23 protein-coding genes are annotated in these 24,501 nt (G+C 29.9%); 16 read left to right on the top strand and 7 right to left on the bottom strand.

The window, feature by feature from the left end; translation table 11 throughout:
- Positions 1-10 precede the first annotated feature (10 nt).
- The gene (gene ndk, locus ACH5BF_RS09190) at positions 11-424 is read right to left on the bottom strand and encodes a nucleoside-diphosphate kinase (protein WP_423273926.1); all 414 of its coding nucleotides are present in this window, start codon (positions 422-424) and stop codon (positions 11-13) included.
- Positions 425-545: 121 nt separating this feature from the next.
- Positions 546-821, bottom strand: coding sequence for an NADH-quinone oxidoreductase subunit I (locus ACH5BF_RS09185; protein ID WP_423273925.1), 276 nt, complete (start codon positions 819-821; stop codon positions 546-548).
- Between the two features lie 346 nt (positions 822-1,167).
- Here ACH5BF_RS09185 and ACH5BF_RS09180 point away from each other — a divergent pair, with 346 nt between their 5' ends.
- The 5 genes from ACH5BF_RS09180 (at position 1,168) to ACH5BF_RS09160 (ending at position 5,847) form a co-directional block, all read left to right on the top strand.
- The gene (locus ACH5BF_RS09180; RefSeq protein ID WP_423273923.1) at positions 1,168-1,764 is read left to right on the top strand and encodes a peroxiredoxin; all 597 of its coding nucleotides are present in this window, start codon (positions 1,168-1,170) and stop codon (positions 1,762-1,764) included.
- Between the two features lie 176 nt (positions 1,765-1,940).
- The gene (rho, locus tag ACH5BF_RS09175; RefSeq protein WP_423273921.1) at positions 1,941-3,263 is read left to right on the top strand and encodes a transcription termination factor Rho; all 1,323 of its coding nucleotides are present in this window, start codon (positions 1,941-1,943) and stop codon (positions 3,261-3,263) included.
- 165 nt (positions 3,264-3,428) lie between these two features.
- Entirely contained in the window at positions 3,429-4,385 is a 957-nt protein-coding gene (locus ACH5BF_RS09170; protein ID WP_423273919.1) for a methionine ABC transporter ATP-binding protein, read from the top strand.
- Entirely contained in the window at positions 4,385-5,023 is a 639-nt protein-coding gene (locus tag ACH5BF_RS09165) for a methionine ABC transporter permease (protein ID WP_423273918.1), read from the top strand. The genes ACH5BF_RS09170 and ACH5BF_RS09165 overlap by 1 nt, the downstream gene beginning before the upstream one ends.
- 14 nt (positions 5,024-5,037) lie before the next feature.
- The gene (locus tag ACH5BF_RS09160) at positions 5,038-5,847 is read left to right on the top strand and encodes a MetQ/NlpA family ABC transporter substrate-binding protein (RefSeq protein WP_423273917.1); all 810 of its coding nucleotides are present in this window, start codon (positions 5,038-5,040) and stop codon (positions 5,845-5,847) included.
- Between the two features lie 58 nt (positions 5,848-5,905).
- Here the strand turns inward: ACH5BF_RS09160 and ACH5BF_RS09155 are convergent, their stop codons facing one another.
- Positions 5,906-6,571, bottom strand: a complete 666-nt coding sequence (locus ACH5BF_RS09155) for a uracil-DNA glycosylase family protein (protein ID WP_423273916.1) — start codon at positions 6,569-6,571, stop codon at positions 5,906-5,908.
- A gap of 123 nt (positions 6,572-6,694) precedes the next feature.
- Between ACH5BF_RS09155 and murI the strand changes: the two genes are divergently transcribed.
- The 8 genes from murI to ACH5BF_RS09115 all read left to right on the top strand — a co-directional run bounded on the left by murI (position 6,695) and on the right by ACH5BF_RS09115 (position 15,857).
- Positions 6,695-7,492 (top strand): glutamate racemase, encoded by a 798-nt coding sequence (gene murI / locus ACH5BF_RS09150; protein WP_423273915.1) that lies wholly within the window; start codon positions 6,695-6,697, stop codon positions 7,490-7,492.
- On the top strand, positions 7,489-9,720 hold the full coding sequence (locus ACH5BF_RS09145) for a DNA polymerase III subunit gamma/tau (protein WP_423273914.1): 2,232 nt from the start codon (positions 7,489-7,491) through the stop codon (positions 9,718-9,720). The genes murI and ACH5BF_RS09145 overlap by 4 nt, the downstream gene beginning before the upstream one ends.
- 9 nt (positions 9,721-9,729) lie before the next feature.
- Entirely contained in the window at positions 9,730-10,569 is an 840-nt protein-coding gene (locus ACH5BF_RS09140) for a DsbA family protein (RefSeq protein WP_423273913.1), read from the top strand.
- A gap of 2 nt (positions 10,570-10,571) precedes the next feature.
- A complete protein-coding gene (hemC, locus tag ACH5BF_RS09135; protein WP_423273912.1) occupies positions 10,572-11,513 on the top strand; it encodes a hydroxymethylbilane synthase in 942 nt (313 codons plus the stop codon).
- 27 nt (positions 11,514-11,540) lie between these two features.
- Positions 11,541-11,888, top strand: a complete 348-nt coding sequence (locus ACH5BF_RS09130; protein ID WP_423273910.1) for a zinc ribbon domain-containing protein YjdM — start codon at positions 11,541-11,543, stop codon at positions 11,886-11,888.
- Positions 11,889-12,016: 128 nt separating this feature from the next.
- Positions 12,017-12,559, top strand: a complete 543-nt coding sequence (locus tag ACH5BF_RS09125; RefSeq protein ID WP_423273909.1) for a hydrolase — start codon at positions 12,017-12,019, stop codon at positions 12,557-12,559.
- 77 nt (positions 12,560-12,636) lie between these two features.
- Entirely contained in the window at positions 12,637-13,728 is a 1,092-nt protein-coding gene (locus ACH5BF_RS09120) for a substrate-binding domain-containing protein (RefSeq protein ID WP_423273908.1), read from the top strand.
- Entirely contained in the window at positions 13,728-15,857 is a 2,130-nt protein-coding gene (locus ACH5BF_RS09115) for a PAS domain-containing protein (protein WP_423273907.1), read from the top strand. The genes ACH5BF_RS09120 and ACH5BF_RS09115 overlap by 1 nt, the downstream gene beginning before the upstream one ends.
- 75 nt (positions 15,858-15,932) lie before the next feature.
- On the opposite strand, the gene prpF is transcribed toward ACH5BF_RS09115, so the two are convergent.
- From prpF to prpB, 4 genes are all read right to left on the bottom strand, one after another.
- The gene (gene prpF / locus ACH5BF_RS09110) at positions 15,933-17,111 is read right to left on the bottom strand and encodes a 2-methylaconitate cis-trans isomerase PrpF (RefSeq protein WP_423273906.1); all 1,179 of its coding nucleotides are present in this window, start codon (positions 17,109-17,111) and stop codon (positions 15,933-15,935) included.
- A 108-nt stretch (positions 17,112-17,219) separates the two neighbouring features.
- Positions 17,220-19,817 carry a Fe/S-dependent 2-methylisocitrate dehydratase AcnD gene (gene acnD / locus ACH5BF_RS09105; protein WP_423273905.1) on the bottom strand — a complete coding sequence of 866 codons (2,598 nt, stop codon included), beginning with the start codon at positions 19,815-19,817 and terminating at the stop codon, positions 17,220-17,222.
- 188 nt (positions 19,818-20,005) lie between these two features.
- The gene (locus ACH5BF_RS09100) at positions 20,006-21,115 is read right to left on the bottom strand and encodes a citrate/2-methylcitrate synthase (protein ID WP_423273904.1); all 1,110 of its coding nucleotides are present in this window, start codon (positions 21,113-21,115) and stop codon (positions 20,006-20,008) included.
- A 69-nt stretch (positions 21,116-21,184) separates the two neighbouring features.
- A complete protein-coding gene (prpB, locus tag ACH5BF_RS09095; protein WP_423273903.1) occupies positions 21,185-22,069 on the bottom strand; it encodes a methylisocitrate lyase in 885 nt (294 codons plus the stop codon).
- Positions 22,070-22,244: 175 nt separating this feature from the next.
- Here prpB and ACH5BF_RS09090 point away from each other — a divergent pair, with 175 nt between their 5' ends.
- From ACH5BF_RS09090 to ACH5BF_RS09080, 3 genes are read left to right on the top strand one after another with little or no spacing between them, the layout of a single operon-like run.
- The gene (locus ACH5BF_RS09090) at positions 22,245-23,222 is read left to right on the top strand and encodes a hypothetical protein (protein ID WP_423273902.1); all 978 of its coding nucleotides are present in this window, start codon (positions 22,245-22,247) and stop codon (positions 23,220-23,222) included.
- A 1-nt stretch (position 23,223) separates the two neighbouring features.
- Positions 23,224-23,859 (top strand): LysE family translocator, encoded by a 636-nt coding sequence (locus ACH5BF_RS09085; RefSeq protein ID WP_423273901.1) that lies wholly within the window; start codon positions 23,224-23,226, stop codon positions 23,857-23,859.
- A 12-nt stretch (positions 23,860-23,871) separates the two neighbouring features.
- Positions 23,872-24,444 carry a TetR/AcrR family transcriptional regulator gene (locus ACH5BF_RS09080; protein ID WP_423273900.1) on the top strand — a complete coding sequence of 191 codons (573 nt, stop codon included), beginning with the start codon at positions 23,872-23,874 and terminating at the stop codon, positions 24,442-24,444.
- Positions 24,445-24,501: the final 57 nt, after the last annotated feature.

Genomic DNA, 24,501 nt, shown 5'->3' with positions numbered 1-24,501 from the left:
TACTTATTTATTAACAAATTTCTCTGTCAGAGAAGAAGAATTTAATTTCGTTTGCTGCATTCTCTAAAGAATCAGAACCGTGTACTGCATTTGCATCAATAGAATCAGCGAAATCTGCTCTAATTGTTCCAGCTGCAGCTTCTTTAGGGTTAGTAGCACCCATTAAGTCTCTGTTTTTAGCCATTGCATTTTCACCTTCTAAAACAGATACTACTACTGGTCCAGAAATCATGAATTCAACTAATTCTCCGAAAAATGGTCTTTCAGCGTGTACTGCGTAGAATGCTTCTGCATCAGCTTTGCTTAATTGAACTTTTTTAGTTGCTGCAATTCTTAATCCATTTGATTCAAATCTGTCTAAGATTTTACCTACAACATTTTTAGCTACCGCGTCAGGTTTGATGATTGATAGTGTTTGTTCCATATTTATATATCCCTCAATATTTTTTTAAGTCGCGGATTATACCTAAAAAAATAAAAAAAGGCAAGTAGTTAAAAAAACTACTTACCTTTTATAGTGTTTAGATATAGTTAAAAACTAAAAATTAGTCTTCTACTACAGGAGTTCCAGCTTCACCTCTGTCTTCTTTTTCAACAGAACCTGAACCAGCTTCATCCCATACAATACATCCCTCAGTTGGACATGCGTCAGCACATGCTGGAGCATCATTGTGACCTACACACTCAACACACTTATCAGCGTATACGTAGTATGTATCTTCACCAGTTGGGTTATCATCGTTATCAACAATTGCTTCTACTGGACACTCATCTAAACATGCGTCACAGCTAATACAAATATCAGTAATTTTTACTGCCATAGTAAATCTCCTATATATAAATTTAGTAAAACTTTATCACAGTAAATATAAAATTAACTTTAAAAAATAAAAATTATCAAATGATACTTCAAATGTAGCTATATTGGTAACAACAGCGATTTTTGGAACTTAAAATGATAATGATTATTGAGATAAAAATAGCTCTTTAATTATACATATATATAATGTATAAATAAAGTACAAAAAGTAAAAGTTATAAAGGATAAAAATTATCTTAGGATAAAAATTATATAAATTTCAAAATTTAAGGAAACTTGTAGCTTAATTTGTAACTTTTTAATGTATAATTACATCACAACTTAAAAAAATTAATAAAGGAATAAATATGTTAGTAACTAAAAAAGCTCCAGATTTTACAGCTACAGCTGTACTTGCAGACGGACAAATTGTTGAAGATTTTAACCTATATGAGAACATTGGTGAGAATGGTGCGGTATTATTTTTCTACCCATTAGACTTTACTTTTGTATGTCCATCTGAGATTATTGCATTCTCTAAAAGAATTGAAGAGTTCTCTTCAAGAGGTATCAATGTAATTGGTGTTTCTGTTGACTCACAATTCTCTCACTTTGCATGGAGAGAAACTCCAGTTGAAAATGGTGGAATTGGAAGAATCAAGTACCCATTAGTTGCAGACTTATCTAAACAAATTTCTAGAGATTACGATGTATTATTCGGAGATTCAGTTGCTTTAAGAGGTTCTTTCTTAATTGATAAAGATGGAACTGTAAGACACGCAGTAATTAATGACTTACCATTAGGAAGAAACATTGATGAGATGATCAGAATGGTTGACACAATGTTATTTACTAACGAGCACGGTGAAGTTTGTCCTGCTGGATGGAATAAAGGTGACGAAGGTATGAAAGCTTCAACTGAAGGTGTTGCTGAGTACTTAGGTAAGCACGAGGGTGACTTATAATATATAATTGAATATATTTTTAATAAAGGTGCTCTTGCACCTTTATTATCCCTTAAAAAATCATTTAATTGACTTTTTTTAAAATTAACACTACAATTACACTATTACTTTTAAACTACAAAAAACTACAAAAAAACTACATACTTAATATGTAAATTCAAAGGTTAAGATTACTCATGGAAGAGTCTAAAACTCAAAGTAAAACAAAAAACACTAGGAAAACTAGAACACATATACCAGTTGAAGGGTATAAAATAGAACAATTAAGAGAACTTCCTTTAGAAGAACTTTTAAATATCGCAAAAGAATTAGATGTAGAAAATCCTCAAGAACTAAAAAGACAAGATTTAATGTTCTCAATTTTAAAAAATCAAATTGATGCAGGTGGATTTATTCTATTTACAGGTATCTTAGAGATTAAAGAGGGTGGATTTGGATTCTTAAGAGCAATTGATGGTAACTTCTCAGATACATCAAATGATTCTTATGTAAGTGCTACACAAATCAGAAAATTTGCCTTAAGAACAGGTGATATTGTTACAGGTCAAGTTAGACCTCCAAACAAAGAGAGTGAAAAATACAATGCTTTATTAAAAATTGAAGCAATTAACTACTTACCAATCAAAGCATCAAAAAACAGACCATTATTTGATAACTTAACTCCTTTATATTCAACAGAAAAATTTAAATTTGAGTATGACTCTACAAGAATGACAGGTAGAATGCTTGATTTATTTGCTCCAATGGGTAAAGGTCAAAGAGGACTTATTGTTGCACCACCAAAAACTGGTAAAACTGAGTTATTGAAAGAGTTAGCACACGGTATTACAAAAAATCACCCTGAAACAACTTTAATGGTTTTATTAATTGATGAAAGACCAGAAGAAGTTACTGATATGCAAAGAAGTGTAAAAGGTGAAGTTTATAGTTCAACATTTGATTTACCTGCACACAATCATGTTAGAGTTGCTGAAATTGTTATTGAAAAAGCAAAAAGACTTGTAGAAATGAAAAAAGATGTAGTTATTTTACTTGATTCTATTACAAGACTAGCAAGAGCTTACAATACTGTTACACCAAGTTCTGGAAAAGTACTTTCAGGTGGGGTTGATGCAAATGCTTTACATAAACCAAAAAGATTCTTTGGTGCTGCTAGAAATATTGAAGAGGGTGGTTCTTTAACAATTATTTCAACTGCATTAATTGAAACTGGTTCAAAAATGGATGAAGTTATTTTTGAAGAGTTCAAAGGTACAGGTAATAGTGAAGTTGTATTAAGTAGAGATGCAGCTAATAAAAGAGTTTATCCAGCTCTTGATATTACTAAATCTGGTACTAGAAAAGAAGAATTACTTCTTACTCCTGAAATTTTACAAAAAACATGGATTTTAAGAAATGCAATTGCATCTATGGATGAAGTTGAAGCACTTAAATTCTTATACTCAAAAATGAAAAAGACAAAAGACAATGAAGAGTTTTTTGCAGGAATGAATGAATAAAAGAGATTTTCTCTTTTGTTCAAATCAATAAACTATACAAAACTAGTCAAAATTAAACTACACAAAATTACAATTAATTTCAAAAAAATTCTATTTTTATTCTATTTTTAACACATATTTTATTCAAATTTTACTACTATTCCATCACTTAATGAAGGATTTATCATGATAACTATAGAGAATTTAAATAAATACTATGGTGATACAAAAGTTTTAAATGATATTTCTATAGATATTAAAAAAGGTGAGATGTTCGCTATTGTAGGACACAGTGGCGCTGGAAAATCTACACTACTTAGATGTATTAATGGACTTGAAGATTATAGCGATGGTTCATTAAAAGTTAATAACAAAGAAATAAAATCTTTAGATAAACAGCAGTTAAGAGAGTTTAGAAAGAATATTGGAATGATATTTCAACATTTTTCGCTAGTTCAAAGAAAAACTGTTTTTGAAAATGTAGCACTACCAATGCAACTTTGGGGTTACAAAAAAGAAGAAATTTCAAAAAAAGTAAAAGAGTTATTAGCCTTAGTTGGTTTAGAGCAAAAGATTAATGCTTTTCCAAATCAATTAAGTGGAGGTCAAAAACAAAGAGTAGCAATTGCTAGAGCTTTGACATTAGACCCTGATGTATTATTAAGTGATGAAGCAACTTCAGCACTTGATCCAAATACAACAACATCTATTTTAAATCTATTAAAAGAGATAAATGAAAAACTAAATATTACAATAGTTTTAGTAACACATGAAATGGAAGTTGTAAAACAAATTGCCCAAAAAGCTTTACTTTTAGAGCATGGAAATATTATTGGTTTTGATGATACTGAAGAGTTGTTTTTAAAACCTGATGAAAAAATGAAAGACTTTTTAGGTGAAACAGAAGTTGTACCTAATGAGGGAGTGAATATTAAACTATATTTCCCAAAAGATAATGCATATCAGTCATTTATTACAAAAATGGCAAGAGAATTAGATATGGATTTCAATATCGTATGGGGAAAACTTGAAGAGATCAATACTCATATTGTAGGAAATATGGTTATAAATATAAAAGATGAAGAGAAAGAAATAGTTACAAACTATATAAAAGAGCATGATATTGTATGGGAGGTTTTATAATGGTTGATATTTTATTACCTGCACTTGGTGAAACTGTCTATATGTCATTTGTTTCTACTTTTTTAGCTGTAGTTATTGGATTTCTTTTAGCGATTGTTCTAATTCTAACTTCAAAAGGTGGATTAAGAGAAAATCTAAAAGTGTATGCTGTTTTAGATGTAATCATCAATACATTAAGGTCTTTTCCTTTTATTATTTTGATGATTGTTCTTTTCCCTTTAACAAAGTTTTTAATTGGAAAGAGTATTGGAACAACAGCTGCCATTATTCCACTTACAATTGGTGCAGCTCCATTTATTGCAAGATTGATTGAGAGTGCATTTAAAGAAGTTGATAAGGGTGTAATTGAAGCCGCAAAATCTTTTGGTGCAAGTGATTCACAAATTATTTTTAAAGTAATGCTTGTTGAAGCACTACCAAGTATCATTTCAGCAATTACTTTGACACTGATTACAGTTATTGGTTTTTCTGCTATGGCAGGAGCTGTTGGTGGTGGAGGTTTAGGTGATGTAGCTATTAAGTATGGTTACTATAGATTCCAAACTGATACTATGATTTATACAGTTGTTATTCTTATTGCACTTGTTCAAGCTTGTCAAAGTGCAGGGGATTATTTATATAAAATTACAAAAAAATAAAGAAAGGAAAATATATGTTAAAAAATTTATTAAAATTACTACTTACAGTAGCAGTTGCTTTAGGATTAGTAGCTTGTACTGATTCTAAAGTTGAAGAGAAAAAAGTTGAATCAAAAGTTATCAAAGTTGGAGCTACTCCAGTTCCTCATTCTGAGATTTTAGAAATTGCTCAACCTTTATTAAAAGCAAAAGGTTATGATTTACAAATTGTTGAGTTTACTGATTATGTAACTCCTAATATTGCTGTTGATGAGGGTGAGTTAGATGCTAACTTCTTCCAACATGAGCCATACTTAATTGAGTTTAACAAAAGTAAAAATACAAACTTAGTTAAAACTGTAAATGTTCACTTAGAGCCAATGGGACTTTACTCAAATAAGTTAAAAAACTTAAGTGAATTAGAAGATGGTGCAACAATTGCAGTTCCAAATGATCCAACAAATGAGAGTAGAGCTTTAGATATTTTAGAGAAAAAAGGTTTATTAACATTTAATGATGTTCAATTTAAAACAGCTTTAGATATAAAAGATAACCCAAGAAACTTAAAAATCAAAGAGTTAGATGCTCCACAATTACCAAGAGTTTTAGATGAAGTTGATGGTGCTATTATTAATACAAACTATGCTTTAGCAGCTAATTTAAACCCTGTTAAAGATGCTTTAGTAATTGAGCCAAAAGACTCTCCATACGCTAATATTTTAGTTGTAAAAGCTGGTAATGAAAACAGTGAAGCAATTAAAGCATTAAATGAAGTTTTAAACTCAACAGAAATTAAAAACTTTATTGCTGAGAAATATGAAGGTTCTATCGTAGAAGCTTTCTAGTAAAAGTTTATAACTTCTATTTTAAAGCAGAAAAGTTTTCTTTTCTGCTTTTTTTATGTCAAATTTTATCTTTAAATACTTTTTCATACTGTTCAACTCTAAAATCAAATGTTGTGTAGTTTTTATTTTCATGTCTTCTTTTCTTGTATAAAGCATTTGAGCCTATGTATCTATTTGCTGCATTTGAGGGAGAGGTTAAGCTTATGGTTTTAATAACTCTATTATCATAAGTAAAGCTATGAACTTTTGGTATTTCTTTAGAGATTAGAGTGTATTTGATATTTTCTTTTTTTAATATTTGTCTTAAAAAATATTCAGGGCCATTTTTGCTATTGCCACCTGTAAATATCAAAGTTTCTATGTTTTTGTACTTTTTTATATATCCTAGAATATCACGAAGTTTAACATCACTCATTCCTAAATCACTTGCATCAATTTTTTCTCTTTTACATGAATCAACAATATCACAAATGCCAATTTTATGTTTAATCAAAAACTCTTTTCTTTGTAAAACTGCATCACTTGAATTGTTAAAAAGTAAGTTTAGATTATAGATTTTATTTAATACTTGCCAAAGTAGATTATCTTTTGAGCCATAGCAAAAATCTACATCATTTTCTTTAAATTCCTTATTACAAAATCGTGGAGGAGGTAGAGTCCCTATTATTACTTTTTTAGTATCTTCATTTAAAAATGGTTCGTATGGATGAAAATGAAAAAACAAGATATTCCTTTTGTTTTTGAATTTAGTAGTTTTAACATTTTTATTATTAAAATAGAGTAACTGTTTTCATCTAGTTTTTTGACCTTTTTAGATATAATCACCTAAATTTATAAAAGGCAAAAGTTGAAAGTTGGTGTATTTGATTCTGGTCTTGGTGGTCTTACTGTTGTAAGTGCTATTAAAGATGTTTTTTATGGCGCTGAAATATTTTATATTGCAGATACTGCCCATGCTCCTTATGGAGTAAAAACCCATGAACAAATTCTTCAAAGATGTATTGAGCTTACGAACTATTTTATTAAAGAACATAAAATAGAGGTTTTGATTGTAGCTTGTAATACAGCAACTTCTGCTGCTATAAAACATTTAAGAGAAAATTTTCCTTTTTTAATCGTAATTGGTACAGAACCAGGTATAAAACCTGCAATTGAAAATACTAAGAGTTTGAGTGTTGGAGTTTTAGCAACTCCAGCAACACTTAAAGGGGATAAATATCAACTTTTAGTTGATAAACTTTCTCGTTCAAAAGAAGTAAAGCTTTTTGAGCAAGAGTGTCCTGGTTTAGTAGAGCAGATTGAAAAAGGAAAAATTTTACATAAAGACACAGATGAGATGTTAAAAAAATGGCTTCAACCTATGAAAGAAAATGGTGTTGATACTATTGTTTTAGGATGTACTCATTACCCTTTAGTATCACAGGCAATTAAAACTATTATGGGTGAGAGTATAAACTTAGTTCAAACAGGTGAAGCAATAGCCAATAGATTGATAAGTCTTAGTAGCCAAAAAGGGCATAAAAATCTAGGTGATTTAAAAATATCCATTTGTTATACAGGTGAATTAAATAAAAATATGGTAGATATGATTTTTAAAGAATATAAAAAACAAGATGAAATAATGGTAAGGAAATGTGAAGTATGAGTGAATCAGTAGAAAAAAGAGTTTTAGCTTTAAAGTATAGACCACATAGATTTGAAGATTTAGTTGGACAAAGTACTGTTTCTCAAACTTTATCTTTAGCATTGGATTCAAATAGATTATCTCATGCTTACTTATTTAGTGGATTAAGAGGAAGTGGAAAAACTTCGACTGCTAGAATTATGGCAAAAGCTCTGCTTTGTTCAAATGGTCCTACTTCAAAACCATGTGAAGTTTGTGATAACTGTAAAAGTGCAAATGCTTCAAGACACTTAGATATTATAGAAATGGATGCTGCTTCAAATAGAGGTATTGATGATATTAAAGATTTAATTGAGCATACAAAATATAAGCCAAGTAGTGCAAGATTTAAAGTATTTATTATCGATGAAGTTCATATGCTTACAACTCAAGCTTTTAATGCTTTACTTAAAACTTTAGAAGAACCTCCTGGTTTTGTAAAGTTTATCTTAGCAACAACAGATCCTTTAAAACTTCCTGCTACTATTCTTTCAAGAACTCAGCATTTTAGATTTAATAAAATCTCTAATTCTGATGTTATTCATCATTTATCTCATATTTTAAATGAAGAAGGAATTGATTTTGAAAGTGAAGCTTTAGAGATTTTAGCAAGAAGTGGACAAGGAAGTTTAAGAGATACTTTAACTATGCTTGACCAAGCTATTATTTTCTCAAAAGGAAGAGTAACAACTACAGCAGTTGTTGATATGCTAGGACTAATTGACCCAGAAGTAATGGATACAATCTTCCAAGTGGTTTTAAATAAAGGTGATATTACAGCTATTGTAAAAGAGCTTGAAAACTATGAAGTATCGCAAGTTTGTGATGAAATGACAATCTATTTAAAACATAGAATGTTAGAAAAAGATTCAAGATTTGATTTACTTTTATATGATAGATTTTTTAGAATCTTAAGTGATGCAAAACACTTATTAGCTATGAACTCTGATGGTGGTTTTGTACTTATTTTAACTTTAATGAAAATGATTGAAGCGGTTGATATTAGAACAATTGATGAGATTATTAATCAAGTTCAAAAAGTTAAGGAAAAAGAAGAGCCTATTAATCCCAAAGTTGAAGATGTTTTACCTAAGGTTCAAGAAGTTACACCTAATTTAGTAGAAGAAGTAAAACCACAGATTATTCCTGAGATACCAGAACAAAACAATACTCCTGAAATTCAGCCAATTCAAACAGTAGAAGAAGTTGTACAAAAAGTTGAGCAAACAATTCAATCTCAAATAGAACAAAATCAAAGTGTAAATGAAAATCCTTTTGATAATGAACCTGAAACTAAAATTGAAGAAGCAACACCACAAGATTTAGCTTATGCTAATAGTCTTGGAGATATTGTTGATTTAGGTATTACAGATGCAATTGAGACTGTATCTTATCCAACGCCTTTTGATGATTTGCCAACAACTCCACCTACAATAAATACGCAAGTACCAACTCAAGATGAAGTAATAAGTAAAATTGAAGAACCACAAGTAGCTCTAAATAAGGAAGTTCAAATGTCAGAAAATAATCCTTTTGAACAAACTTCTCAAGAAAATACTCAACAAGTGCAAAATGAGACAGTGGTTAAAGAAACAAATAATAGTTCAAATGAAATATATATGGAATCTGTAGAACAGCAAGTTGCTGTAAATCCAAATATGGAAGTAGAGGCAGTACCATTTGAAGAGGAGGTTGAAGAAGAACCTCTAACAAATGAGTTGTATGAAAAGCTAACTAAGAAAGTTTATGATAGGGATTACTCTTTAGGAGAGTGTTTTGAAAAGAATTTTATTTTTAATGGTTATGAAGAGAATAAATTATATATAATTTCGAGAGCTCAAGGTGAAGATAGAAAATTCTTATATAAACACTTTGGATTAATAAGAACATTTGCTCAAGATGTTTATGGAAATGAAGTTGAGTTAGATTTTACAAAGGAGCAAGCCCGCAAGGATTTAGCAGAAATTAAACCTAGTGCACCTGTTGAGCCAAATAAACCTTTAGCTTTAGAAAACAACTCAAATGACACAGGCTCTATGCTAGAAGATGTAGAAGTAGGTTCTGGTTGTGTTGCTGATATGCAAAAAGTAGCTGACCCAAAACCTTCACAAAGGGAACTACAGTTAAATGATATTTTAAATTCTCCTATGCTAAACAGAGCAAAAGAGCTTTTAGATGTAAAAAAAATAACAGTTAAGTCAAGAAGTTAAAGGAGAGAGATGAAAAAACTATTAAAGGCTTTAAGTTTTGTTAGTTTAAGTACTACATTACTTTTTGCAAATATAAATGATGAAAAAATCATAGAGTTTGAGAATAATAGAATTTCTCAAAACCCTAATGTTGAAGTACTAAATGTTGATATTAGTTTTAAAAAGCAAATGCCATTAAAAGATTGGTATGGATATATATTAAATGTACAAGCAGAAGTTCAAGCTTCTAAAGATTCAACAAAAGTTGTAAATGTTAAAGATATTTTATTTACAAATGGAGAGTATGTATCTTTAGATTTAATTGATTTAAAAACAGGAAAATCTTTAAAAAGTGAAGTTTCTCCAAAATTAACTAGTAACTATTATAATAAAGAGAAGTTAATTGCTGGAAATCATAATGCAAAAGATAAGATTGTGATTTTCTCAGATCCTTTATGTCCTTTTTGTATGGACTATGTTCCAGATGTAATTGAGTATGTAAATAAAAATAGTAAAAATATTTCTTTATACTATTATCATTTCCCTTTACTTAGAATTCACCCTGCAGCAGGACCTTTATCTAAAATTATGGAAATAGCTAAACATAAAAATATAAAAGATTTAGAGTTAAAAGTTTATTCAATTGATTGGGATAAATATTTTAATTCAAAATCAATTGATGAGAAAAAAATTCTTGAATCTTTTAATAAAGAATTTAAAACAAATATTACTCTTGAAGAGTTAAAAAAAGTTGATATTCAAAGTGATATTAAAATGGGTGATGATGTTATGGTTCAAGGAACACCAACTATTTTTATCAATGGGCAAAAAGATAATACAAAATTAAAATATCAAACATTAGGGAAGTAAATATGGAAAAATTAGTAATCGCAACAAGACAGAGTAAGTTAGCATTATGGCAAAGTGAATATATAAAAGCTGAACTAAATAAGCACTATCCAGATATGCAAATTGAGTTAAAAACATTTTCTACAAAAGCAGATAAGATTTTAGATGTGCCATTAGCTAAAATTGGTGGGAAAGGTCTTTTTACAAAAGAGTTAGAAATTGCACTTTTAAATAAAGAGGCAGATATTGCTGTTCATAGTTTAAAAGATGTTCCAGTTGAGTTTGAAGAAGGTTTTGTATTAGCAGCACTTACAAAAAGATTTGATCCAAGAGATGCATTTTTAAGCCAAAATTATGAAAGTATCGAAGCTTTACCACAAGGTGCAGTAGTTGGAACAACAAGTCTTAGAAGAAGAATGGAAATCAAAATGCTAAGACCTGATATTGAATTAAAAGATTTAAGAGGAAATATCAATACTAGAATTGCTAAGTTAAAAGCTGGTGAGTACGATGCTATTATTTTAGCTGCTACTGGCGTACAAAAACTTCAAATTGAAGATGAAGTAAACTACTTTACTCCTATTTCTACTGATATTATGATTCCTTCAATGGGACAAGCAACTTTAGGAATTGAAACACTTGATAATAAAGAGCTAATTGAACTTCTATCTGTATTAAATGATGAGAATGCATATATAGAATCAACTATTGAAAGAAGTTTTGTAAGAACTTTAGAGGGTGGTTGTCAAGTTCCTATTGGAGCAAAAGCTACTATTTTAGAAGATGGAAAAAATGTAAAATTCCAAGCAATAGTTGGAATGCCAGATGCAAGTGAAAGAATTGAAGAAGAAGTAATAGAGCCTATTGAAAACTTTGAAACTATTGGTGTAAATATAGCAAATAGTTTTATTGAAAAAGGTGCAAAAGAGCTTCTTAAAAAAGCTGAAGAAATAGCATTTAAATAGAACTTAACTTAACAAGAAAAGGAAAACATGGAAACTTTACCAAACTGCCCAAAATGTGGGGGAGAATATACTTACGAAGATATGGATTTATATATTTGTCCAGAATGTGCTCATGAGTGGTCAAAAGACTCATCTTTAAATGCAGATGAAGATCAATTAGTAGTAAAAGATGCTAATGGTGCTATTTTACAAGATGGTGATGATGTTACAGTTATAAAAGACTTAAAAGTTAAAGGTAGCTCATCAGGAATTAAAGTTGGTACTAAAGTAAAAGGTATTAGATTAGTTGATGGTAATGATGGACACAATATTGATTGTAAAATCCCAGGTGTTGGTGCTATTAAATTAAAACAAGAGTTTGTTAAAAAAGCTTAATCTGCGTAAAAGACAAAAGAGTTTCTCTTTTGTCAACACTTCAAAAAACTTTCAAAAAAGCAATATTTTCCAAGAAAATTAAATAATTATTTTGTATCATAGTCCTATGACATATTAAGGAGTGATATATGAGAATTAATGTAGAGGACACACTATTTTGTTTAGTAGATGTACAAGAGAAACTATTTCCACATGTAACTAATCATGAAGATATTGAGAAGAAATTAATAACATTAATAAAAGGTTTAAAGGTTTTAGAAGTTCCTTTTATTGTAAATGAACAATATAAAAAAGGAATAGGTGAGACAATACCATCTTTAAAAGAGTTAGTTCTTGATTACCCACATTTTGAAAAAACAACTTTTTCATGTTGTAAAAATGAACCAACTATGGAAGCTATAAAAAATAGTGGTAAAAAAAATGTAATTGTAGCAGGTATTGAAACACATGTATGTGTACTTCAAACTTGTATTGATTTGCTTGAAGCAGGTCTTCAACCTATACTAGTTACTGACTGTGTAACTTCTAGAAAGCAAAATGATACTGATGTAGGAATTCAAAGATTAATTCAAGCAGGAGTTATTCCTACAACTTACGAATCAATTTTATTTGAATTAACTCTAAATGCAAAAAATCCTGTATTTAAAGAGATATCAAAATTGGTTAAATAACTCAATAATAAACATTAAAACAATTAGTTTGTTATGGTATAATAATTGTATTTAAGCTTATAATACAAGGGTAAACAATGAAAAAATCCATTATCAAACTAATTCTTTTAATGGCAACAATAACTTTTTTAAATGCAGAAAGTTCAAAGTACTTTGATATTGATGAGTATATTGAATTTACAAATCAAGAGCAAATCACAAAAGATTTTATTGATGTAATTCAAAAAGATGCAGTAAAAATCAAACAAGAGAATAAAAAAGTAAAAATTGTTTTAGTCTATCCAGGAAAGCAATTAACTGACTATTGGATGAAAAGTAAAATCTCTTTTGAAAAAAGACTTGATGAACTAGGATTAAACTATGAGCTAGTTCTACATTTTACAAAACCTCATATTGAAACAAGAGTTCAATCAAAACTACTTTTACAAGCTATTAAAGATAATACTGATTATTTAGTTTTTGTTTTAGATGCTAGTAAACATGCAAAATTTATTGAAAGAATTATAAGTAGAGAAAAGCCAAAATTAATTTTACAAAATATTACTACTCCACTTAGAAAATGGCAAAAAAAACAACCTTTTTTATATGTAGGATTTGATCATATGATTGGAAGTCAAATGCTTGCAGACTACTATATTAAAAAAACTAAAGGTGAGGGTAAGTATGCTGTTTTATATACAGCAAATGGATATGTAAGTTATATGAGAGGTACAAAGTTTATTGATTATGTATCAAAAAACTCAAATCTAAAACTGACACAAGAGTATTTTACTAATACAAGTAAAGATAAAGCAAGATTAGCAACTCTTGATTTATTGAATAAAGAGAAAGATATTAAGTTCATATATGCATGTTCAACTGATATTGCCTTAGGTGTAATAGAGGCTTTAAAAGAAAAGAACCTAATAGGAAAAGTTTTAGTAAATGGATGGGGTGGAGGAAGTAGTGAACTTCAAGCAATCCAAGATGGCTTAATGGATATAACAGTAATGAGAATGAATGATGATAATGGTGTTGCAATGGCAGAAGCTATCAAGCTAGATTTAGAAGGAGATTCTCAAAAAGTTCCTACAATCTTCTCAGGTGATTTTGCACTAGTTGAAAAAGGTATAGATGAGCAAAAATTAAATGAATTAAAACAAAGAGCATTTAGGTACACAGCACAGTAATGAAAACAAAAAAACTTTCACTTTCAATAATAAATAGTTTATTATTACTAATATTTTTTATTGTTTTAACTACAGCGGTTTTATTTTCCACATATTTAAATACGCAAAAAGTAGTTGATAAAAATATTAAAGACTATTTTAATCAAACATATAATATTTCAAAATTGATAATAGAGAGTGAACAAAAAAATCTTCAAGATACAGTTTCTAAAGTTACTGATGAGTTTTATGATATTGCTGATTTACAAAATAGTGATGAGATAACTTATAAGTTAGAAACATTATCTTATGTTGATAGTGTAGATTTACTTTTTTTCAAAATTGATAAAGAGTTTTATGATTATAGTACTTCATTATTTGATTCAAAACAGATAATTGATGAGATTAAAAAAATGGATTCTTCTATTGATAATAAAATCATTACAGTTAATCTAAATGATGAAAATATTGTTTTAATGATAAGTAAAGATAGTATTATTGATGATAAAACAGGAAGAGTTAAAGCAAAAATATATGCTGCAAAAATTTTTAATGACAATTTTAGTTTACTTAATCATATAAAAACAAAAGCAAAACTTGATGATATTCATATCTATTTTGATAAAACATTAGTTGCATCAACTAATAGTAAAAATAATAAAGGTTTAGATGTATTTAAAAAGAGTAATACTTTTGTTGATGATGTAACTATTTATTCAAAACTTGATTATCAGATTTTTAATCAAAAGAGTCTTCAAGTTATATATGTAAAGAAAAATAGTTCCTTTGAAGTGTTAAAAGATTCAGTATTACAGCAAGCATTTTTACTTATGCTTTTTGTAATATTCTGTTTTATATTTTTATACTATTTATCATCACGATTTATTATTAAACCTTTTGAGAAGTTAGTTAATTATGCTTATAAAGTAAAAGATGGCAAAGATATAAAGTATGAAAACTCAAATGTGCTAGAGTTTGATGATTTTGCCTATAAATTAGAAGATATAATATCTGAATTAAGAGATGTAAAAGAACAATACTCAAGAGCAATTGATGGAGTACAAGATGGTTTATGGGATGTTGATTTAAAAAATAAAAAACTCTTTTATTCTCCTAGATTTATGAGTATGTTGGGGTATAGTTCAGATGATATTATCACATATAAAAGTTTTTGGCAAAGAAGTATTCATAAACAAGATTATAAAAAAACTTTGTTTGAATTAAAAAAGCATTTAGCAAAAAAATCTGAATTATTTGAGACACAATATAGATTTAAATGTAAAGATGGTTCTTTTAAATGGATAAAGATTAGAGGTAAACTTTTTTATGACTCAAAAAATAAACCAAATAGGTTTATTGGTTTTCATACAGATATAAATGATTTAGTATTACTAGAACAGCAAAATCAAGAAAAAGAAAGAATGCTTTACCAACAATCAAAATTAGCTTCAATGGGAGAAATGATTGGTAATATTGCACATCAATGGAGACAACCTTTAACAGTAATGAGTGTAATCTCCTCATCTATTAATATGCAACTTCAATTAGATAAATTGAATAAAGAGTTAGCCCAAAAGAATCTTGATAAACTTTTGAAAAATATAGAATATTTATCTTCAATTATTGATAAATTTAGGAATTTCTTTAATCCTAATAATGAAGTAGAAGAGTTTTACATTGATGAGGTAATAAAAGAGAATCTTGTGATTTTTGAGTCATCATATAAATCAAGTAATATAAATCTTATTTTGAATTTAGAGCATATTAAGTTAGTTGGATATAAGTTTGAACTTATGCAAGTAGTAATAAATATAATAAATAATGCAAAAGATGCATTAGTATCTAAAGCTTCTTTGAAAGATTTAAGTAAATTTGTTTTTATTAATTCATGTATAAAAGATGGCAAGTTAGAACTTATAATATATGATAATGCAGGTGGAATAGAGAGTAAAATTTCTGAGAAAATTTATGAACCATACTTTACTACAAAACATCAAAGTCAAGGTACAGGTTTGGGACTTTATATGTCAAATGAGATTATAAAAAAACATTTTAAAGGAAGTTTATCTAATAGAACTATTGAGTATGAATATGAAGGAAATAGTTATAAAGGTGAAGAGTTTAAAATAATAGTTCCACTTGAATGTTAGACTAATATTATAGATATAAAAAAAGGGGGTAAGAAAGTTTTCTTACCCCCTTTTTTATTTTAGAATATAAATAGATTATATATCCATTGTTCCAGCTGGAACATGAACATTACCATCCATGATAATTCTTGCACTTCTACTCATAGAAGCTTTTTCAACTACATATTTATCACCATCTTTAGAAATAGTTGCACCAACTTTGATAGCACCACTTGGGTGTCCAAATGTTACAGTATCTCTCTCTCCACCACCAGCAGCTAAGTTAACTAAAGTTCCTGGAATAGAACCTGCAACACCAATAGCAACTGAAGCTGTTCCCATCATAGCATGGTGTAATTGTTGCATAGATAATGCTCTTACATGTAAGTCCATCTCGTTCGCTTTTACTTCTTTTCCTGAAGAAGTAATAAAGTCTTGTGCAGGAGAAACAAATGCAATTTTAGGAGTGTGCTGTTGAGTTAATGCATCTTCTGCACTTTTCATAACACCCATTTTTAAAGCACCTGCAATTCTGATTTTTTCAAATTTCTCTAAAGCTTCAGTATCAGAATTGATGTCACCTTGTAGCTCAGTTCCTTTGTATCCAATCTCTTCAGCATTTACAAATACAGTTGGAATACCAGCTGTAATCATAGTAGCTTTAAGAGTTCCTACTCCTTCAACTTCTAAATCATCTACAAGGTTTCCAGTTGGGAATAACTCTTCACTTGGGTCAACTGGCTCAACGAATTCTAAAACAATTTCTTCAGCAGGGAAAGCAACACCGTCAATTTCGTAATCACCCATTTCTTTAACCATTCCATTTTCCATTGTTACATAACAAAGAATAGTTTTTTTGATGTTTGCTTGCCAAATTCTTACACAACAAACTCCATTTTGGGGAACATTATCAACTAAACCTTCATGAATAGCAAAAGGTCCAACAGCTGAGCTTAGGTTTCCACAGTTTCCACTCATATCAACAAAATCTTTGTCAATTGCAACTTGACAGAAGTAGTAATCTACATCATGATTTGGAACATCAGATTTTCCTACTAAAATAGCTTTAGAAGTAGATGAAGAAGCTCCACCCATTCCATCCATTTGTTTTTTATAAACATCAGGAGAACCAACGATTCTTTGAAGTAATTTATCTCTTTTTCTTGAATCTTCTTGAGCCTCTTTTGGTAAATCGGCAATATTAAAGAAAGTACCTTTTGAAGTACCACCTCTCATATATGTAGCTTTAACTTTAAACTGTGGTTGGTAAGCCATAAGTTTGTCTCCTTGTTTTAAATAAATATTTATTAAAAAAATCTTTTGATTTCTTTAACAAATATTTTAAGGGCAAAAGCCCTTAAAATTTTAAGATGTTAATCTAGATTAGTTTCCAGAAGCAACAACATCTTTAGCGAATTTTTGTAAAATACCACCATTTTTGTAAACTTCAACTTCAGCAGAAGTATCTAATCTACATAATACAGGGAATTTAACAACTTCACCATTTGCTCTTGTCATAACTACTGTTAATTCACATCTTGGAGTGATTTCACCTTCGATATCAAAAGTTTCAGAACCATCAATTTCGTAAGTAAATCTAGTATCACCTTCGTTGAATTGAAGTGGTAATACACCCATACCAACTAAGTTAGTTCTGTGAATTCTTTCAATTGACTCAGCAATAAGAACTTCAACACCTGCAAGTCTAACACCTTTAGCTGCCCAGTCTCTTGATGAACCTTGACCATAGTTAGTACCAGCAATGATAATAAGTGGTTGTTTTCTATTGTTATACTCTTCAATAGCTTCCCACATTCTAGACTCAGTACCTTCTGGCATAATCTTAGTTAATGAACCTTGTTTAACATTTCCATTTTCATCTTTAACCATTTCGTTAAATAGTTTTGGATTTGCTAAAGTAGCTCTTGATGCTGTATTGTGATCCCCTCTATGTGTTGCATAAGAGTTAAGGTCAGGAATTGGAAGACCTTTAGAGATACAGTACTCACCAGAAGCAGAATCAGGTAAGATAGCATTTGATGGTGATAAGTGGTCAGTAGTGATATTATCAGGGAATACACCTAATGGTCTCATACCTTTTAATGCTGGCATTTGCATATATTCATCTTCCCAGTATGGTGGCTTTTGAATATAAGTTGAATTTGGATTCCATTTATAGAATGGCTCAGCTTTGATACCTGCAATTCCATCTCTTGCGAACATTGGCTCATAAATAGCGTTATACATTTCTGGTCTAACGTACTCTTTCTCAATTGCATCAATTTCAGCATCTGATGGCCATAAGTCAGCTAATTTAATGTCATTACCGTTTGCATCTTTACCTAAAGAGTCATTTTCAATATCAAATCTTACAGTACCAGCTAATGCATATGCAACAACTAATGCAGGAGATGCTAAGAATGCTTCTTTTACGTATGGGTGGATTCTTCCATCAAAGTTTCTGTTTCCAGATAATACAGCTGTTGAATAGATATCTCTATCAACTACTTCTTGTTGGATTTTTGGATCTAATGCACCAGACATACCGTTACAAGTAGTACATGCAAAACCAACTACACCGAATCCTAATTTTTCTAATTCAGGTAATAATCCTGCTTCTTTTAAGTAAACTTCAATTACTTTTGAACCTGGTGCTAATGAAGACTTAACCCATGGTTTTCTTGATAATCCAAGCTCATTTGCTTTTTTAGCTACAAGTCCTGCAGCAATAACGTTTCTTGGGTTTGAAGTATTTGTACAAGAAGTAATAGCAGCAATTAAAATACCACCATCTGGTATTAAATCACCTTCTTGAGTCCACTCTTTTACAATTCCTTCATCTTTTAAAGTTGAAGTAGGAACTAATTTATGAGGTTTAGAAGGACCTGCTAATGATCTCGTAACTTTAGATAAGTCAAATTGAATTGTTCTAGCGTATGTAGCATTTTCGAAAGAATCAGCCCATAATCCATTTGCTTTAGCATAAGCTTCAACTAATTGACATTGCTTTTCTTCTCTACCTGTTACTCTTAAGTAAGAAATAGTTTGATCATCAATAGCGAACATACCAGCAGATGCACCATATTCAGGAGTCATGTTTGCAATAGTTGCTCTATCACCTAAGTTAAGGTACTTAATACCAGAACCATAGAACTCTAAGTAAGCAGAAATAACATTGTTTTCTCTTAAGAATGAAGTCATTGATAATGCAATATCAGTTGCAGTAATTCCAGGTGCTCTTTCACCTACAATTTCAACACCAATGATTTCAGGAACTCTCATGTAAGAAGGGTTACCTAACATTACGTTTTCAGCTTCTAATCCACCAACACCAACAGCGATTACACCAAGTGCATCAACGTGAGGAGTATGTGAGTCAGTTCCTACTAATGTATCAGGAGATGCTATACCATCATTTAAGTGAACAACTGGAGACATTTTTTCTAAGTTGATTTGGTGCATAATACCATTTCCTGGAGGAATTACATCAACGTTGTTAAATGCTTCTTTAGTCCAGTTAATGAAGTGGAATCTATCAGCATTTCTTCTATCTTCAATATCTCTATTTTTTTGGAATGCATCTGGATCAAATCCACCACACTCTACTGCTAATGAGTGGTCAACGATTAATTGAGTAGGTACAACAGGGTTAACTTTATCTGGGTTTCCACCTTTAGATGCAACAGCTTCTCTTAATCCTGCTAAGTCAACAAATGCAGTTAAACCTAAAATATCGTGACAAATAACTCTTGATGGGAACCAAGGGAAATCTTTGTCAGTTCTTTTTTCAATTAATTGTACTAGTGAATCTTCTAAATCTTCACTTGGACACTTTCTTAATAAGTTTTCAGCTAAAACTCTTGAAGTATAGTTAAGTTTTTCAAATGAACCAGGAGTAATATCTTCTACTGCTGATTTAACATCATAATACTTAACACCATCTACACCATCAAGGTCTTTAAGATATTTTTCGTTTGTCATTATTTATATCCATTTTTTAATTTTTAGAACTTTAGTTCTATTTATGTTTCCAAACAGTGCTAAATCTTTTTTTGAAATTTATCCACTGTATGTGGCACTTGTGTTGCATTAGCCTCAAAAGAGGCTAACTAATTTTTTTATGTAAGTTTTTTATGTTTCTTGTTTTCCCAAAAGGGGAGAAGAAAGAATTATGCTCTGTCTTCTAAAGCAACGAAATCTCTTGGCTCAGGTCCAGTATACTCTGAACTTGGTCTGATAATTCTGTTGTTTGCTCTTTGTTCAAATGCGTGAGCAGCCCATCCAGCAGCTCTTGACATAATGAATAATGGAGTGTAGTATAATCTTTCGATTTCCATGTAGTGGTAAATTAATCCACCGAAGAAGTCGATATTATCTGGTAAACCTTTTTCAGCTTTTACTTTATCTCTAATTGCTTTAGCGATATCGAATAATTTAGGGTCAGAAGTTTCTAACTCTTTTAATTCTTTAGCTAATTCGAATCCGATAGGAGATCTTGGGTCTACTTCTCTATATACTCTGTGTCCGAATCCCATAATTTTTTCTTTTCTAGCGAATAATTCATCTACAGATTTTAATGCGTGATCAACATCATCAAACTCAAGAACGAATTTAATTGCTACTTCATTTGCTCCACCATGTAAGTGACCTTTTAAAGTACCAATACCAGTAGTCATACAAGAGTAGATATCTGATAAAGTAGATGCAGTAATTCTGTTTGCGAATGTAGATGCATTAAACTCGTGCTCAGCATATAAAGTTAACATAGCATTCATAGCTTTAACTTCTACATCTAGAGGCTTAACTTCTTTTAATCTTTCTACAATGTAACCAGCAATTGTATCTTCATCAGATGCTAATTCAATCTCTTTACCGTTTACATGCCAGTGGTGCCAGTAAACTAAGAATGATGGGAATGCACCTAATAATCTAGTGATTTTGTCCATTTGATCAGAGAAATCTTCTGCTTCTGGCTCAATACAACCTAAAGCTGAAGTTGCAGTCTTCATAACGTCCATTGGATGAGATGAAGCTGGAATTGCTTTTAAAACTTCTTTAACAGAAGCTGGTAATTGTCTACCTGCAATAATTTTTCTTCTGAACATTTTAAGTTCTTTTGCGTTTGGTAATTCACCAACTAATAATAAATATGCTACCTCTTCAAAATCAGCTTTTAAAGCTAAATCTGCGATATCATAACCTCTATAGTTAAGACCATTACCTAATCCACATGTACAAATTGATGATTGACCTGCTGTAACACCTGCTAAACCACTCATTTCTCTCTCCTTAAATTTTGTGTTCTAAATTATAATTTTATATTTGTGCTTTTTGTAAAGGCAAGCTAATTACTTAGCTTTACCTTTTGAAAATAATTCGTCCATTTTTTGCTCATAATCATGGTAACCTAACATATCGTAAAGTTCCATTCTTGTTTGCATAGTATCTAATACACCTTCTTGAGTTCCTTTATCTTTTAACTCTTGGTATACATTTAATGCAGCTTTGTTCATTGCTCTGAATGCTGATAATGGGTAAAGAACCATTGAAATACCAACTTCTGCTAATTCTTCAGTTGTGAACATTGGAGTTGCACCAAATTCAGTAATGTTTGCTAATACTGGAACATCCATTTGATCAGTAAACTCTTTGTACTCTTTTAATGTGTGAACTGCTTCAGCAAAGATTGCATCTGCACCAGCTTCAACATAAGCTTTAGCTCTAGCGATTGCAGCTTCTTGACCTTCAGATGCGTGTGCATCAGTTCTAGCAATAATGTAGAAATCTGGGTCTAATTGCATTTTAGCATCAACCGCAGCTCTAATTCTGTCACACATTTCTTCTGTAGATACTAACTCTTTGTTAGGTCTGTGTCCACATCTTTTTGCAGCTACTTGATCTTCAATATGTAATCCAGCTGCTCCAGATCTGATAAATTCTTTAACAGTTCTAGCAACGTTGAATGCGTGTCCCCAACCTGTATCAGCATCTACGATTACTGGCGTATCACAAATAGAAGTAATTCTTCTAATATCAATACATACGTCTTCAATCATAGTCATACCTAAGTCAGGTAAACCGTAAGATGCATTTGCAATTCCTCCACCTGAAAGGTAAATCGCCTTGTGTCCTACTCTTGTAGCTTGTAATGCTTGGTATGCATTAATTGTTCCTACAATTTGTAAAGGAGATTCTTCCTTAAGTGCTTCTCTAAATTTTTTTCCTGCGCTCATACACATCCTTTAATTTGAATTGAGTATTATTATACATGATTTAGACATAGCAGTAGTGTATGATTTTTGTATAAGAAAACACAACTTTTTTTACAAAAGATATAAAATGTACAATATTTGTTCTTATGCTTTAAAATGGTACAATATAGGATAAAGTTAATTCTAAGGAATGTAAATGAATTATAAGAGCTCAATAGATAAGTTTATAGAGATATTCAAAAGATCGAACCTAAGTATATCAAAGTTTGCTTCTTTAATCAACAAGGATAGAAGAACTGTTACATCATGGATTGATAATGTTACAGAGGTAGAACCAAGTAATGATGTAAAAGAGAAAATTTGTCAGATTTTTAGGTATCCAGATTATATTTGGGAAGATGGTTGTACAGATGAAGAGTTTTTAAAATCTATTACTCAGATACCTCAAAAGGAAGTAAGAATTATAGATGAAGACTATCATGGTAGACTAAAATATATTATGGATGTGGAAAAAAATAGAAGATTTGTTATTCAAGCACAGTTTCCTGGACCTATGTATAGAGATACTGCCGTACAAAAAGTGTACAGAACAAAAACATCAAAAGATATAGAAGAGTTAAAACAAAAAAGAATTGAACAGATGTTAAGATATGATTATGATACAACTGAATGGTACTCTATTAAATCTGTATTATCTTTTTGTTTTGCAAGTATTGGAAACTTCTATACCAAAGAAGAAAAAATTAAAATTTTAGAGCTTATATATGAGCTATTTAACAATAACTATAATAAAAAGCTTTTTTTGTTTGATAGTTTCTCTAGAAAAATCTATGGAATGGAAACAACATATATATCTATAAATGTAAAGCAAAAAATACTTTTCTTTAAATCACCAATTGAGTCTGTATTTATTGAAATCAGAAATAAGAACTTAGTTGAGCGAATGCATAAATATTATAGCTCTCCTATTGAAGCACCTTCTCATGTAAACTTTTTAGAGTCAGTAAAGATTATTAAGATCTTGCAAGAGGCACTAAAATATAACAATGATATTAAGCAAGCTTACGAAACTATAAATAGAACAACTGATTATGGAGAACTTTTCTACCATAACCTAAGTTTAGATTTACAAAAAGAGGTTAGTGAACCAAAATCTGGACAAAGAAGGAATTAGTATGTTTGAATATAGTTTATATATAAATGAGTTCTTAATCCTTGCTGGGGCACTATTTATTGCACTTTTATCACCAGGTCCTGATTTTGCAATGATTTTAAAACAAAGCGTAACATATGGAAAAAGAGCTTCAATATTTTCTAGTATTGGTATTGGACTTGGAGTATCTGTTCATGTGGTTTATACTTTATTAGGCATTGGGCTTATTATTTCAAAATCTATTGTTTTATTTAATATTGTTAAATATTTAGGTGCTGCTTATTTGATTTATTTAGGAGTAATGAGTCTAAAATCAAAAGGTATGAAACTTCAAAACAATAATATTGAGCATAAAGAGAATATTAGTGATTTTAAGTCTTTTAGTATAGGGTTTTTATGTAATGCTTTAAATCCAAAAGCAACGCTATTTTTCTTATCAATGTTTACAGTAGTTATAAGTATAGATACACCAATGTATATACAAGCTATTTATGGTTTGTTTTGTATGTTTGCTACTATTATTTGGTTTGTTTGCTTATCTTTATTTTTAAGTCATTCAAAAGTTAGAGGTTTTTTTAACTCTTTTGGTGTATGGTTTGACAGAATTGTTGGTGTAGTTTTAATAAGCCTTGGAATTAAAGTAGCTTTAAGTAAGTAAAGGAAAATAAGTATGAATAGTAGAGACAAGTTATTAAAAGTCGCATTTGAAGAGATATATCAAAACGGTTATCATGCAACATCAGTTGATAAGATACTCAAAAAAGCTTCAATGAATAAAGGAAGTATGTATCACTTTTTCAAGTCAAAAAAAGAGTTGATTTTAGCAATTATAGAAGTTCATGTTGATGAATATATAGCAAAAAAATATGGAGTTATTTTAGAAAGCAATGAAAATATGATAGAAGCTATCATGGGTGTATTAACAGATAAACCTTCATATAATTTTTGTTTTGGTTGTAGACTAAACAACCTTGTACATGAATTATCAAATCAAGATGAGGATTTCAAAAAAGCTTTAGAACAATCATACTTTAAATTTGAAGCAATCTTCCAAGAAGCTCTTGATAGAGCTGTGAAAAATGGTGAGATAAAACAAAACACTGATACTAAAGCACTTGGAATGTTTATTTTGGCGACAATTCAAGGTGGTCTAACAACTGCTAAAAAATCATCTGATTCTAAATATTATGATATATGTATTGATCAATTACATAACTACCTTAATCTTTTAAAAACTAATTAATAAAATAAATATAAGTCTTTAAAAAAGACTTGTGTTTATAAATACTTAATATTGAAA

The organism is Arcobacter pernae, from assembly GCF_049472135.1.
Taxonomy (GTDB): domain Bacteria; phylum Campylobacterota; class Campylobacteria; order Campylobacterales; family Arcobacteraceae; genus Arcobacter_B.
Note: the sequence above shows the minus strand (reverse complement) of the source record. Positions and strands in the feature narration are given on the sequence as shown.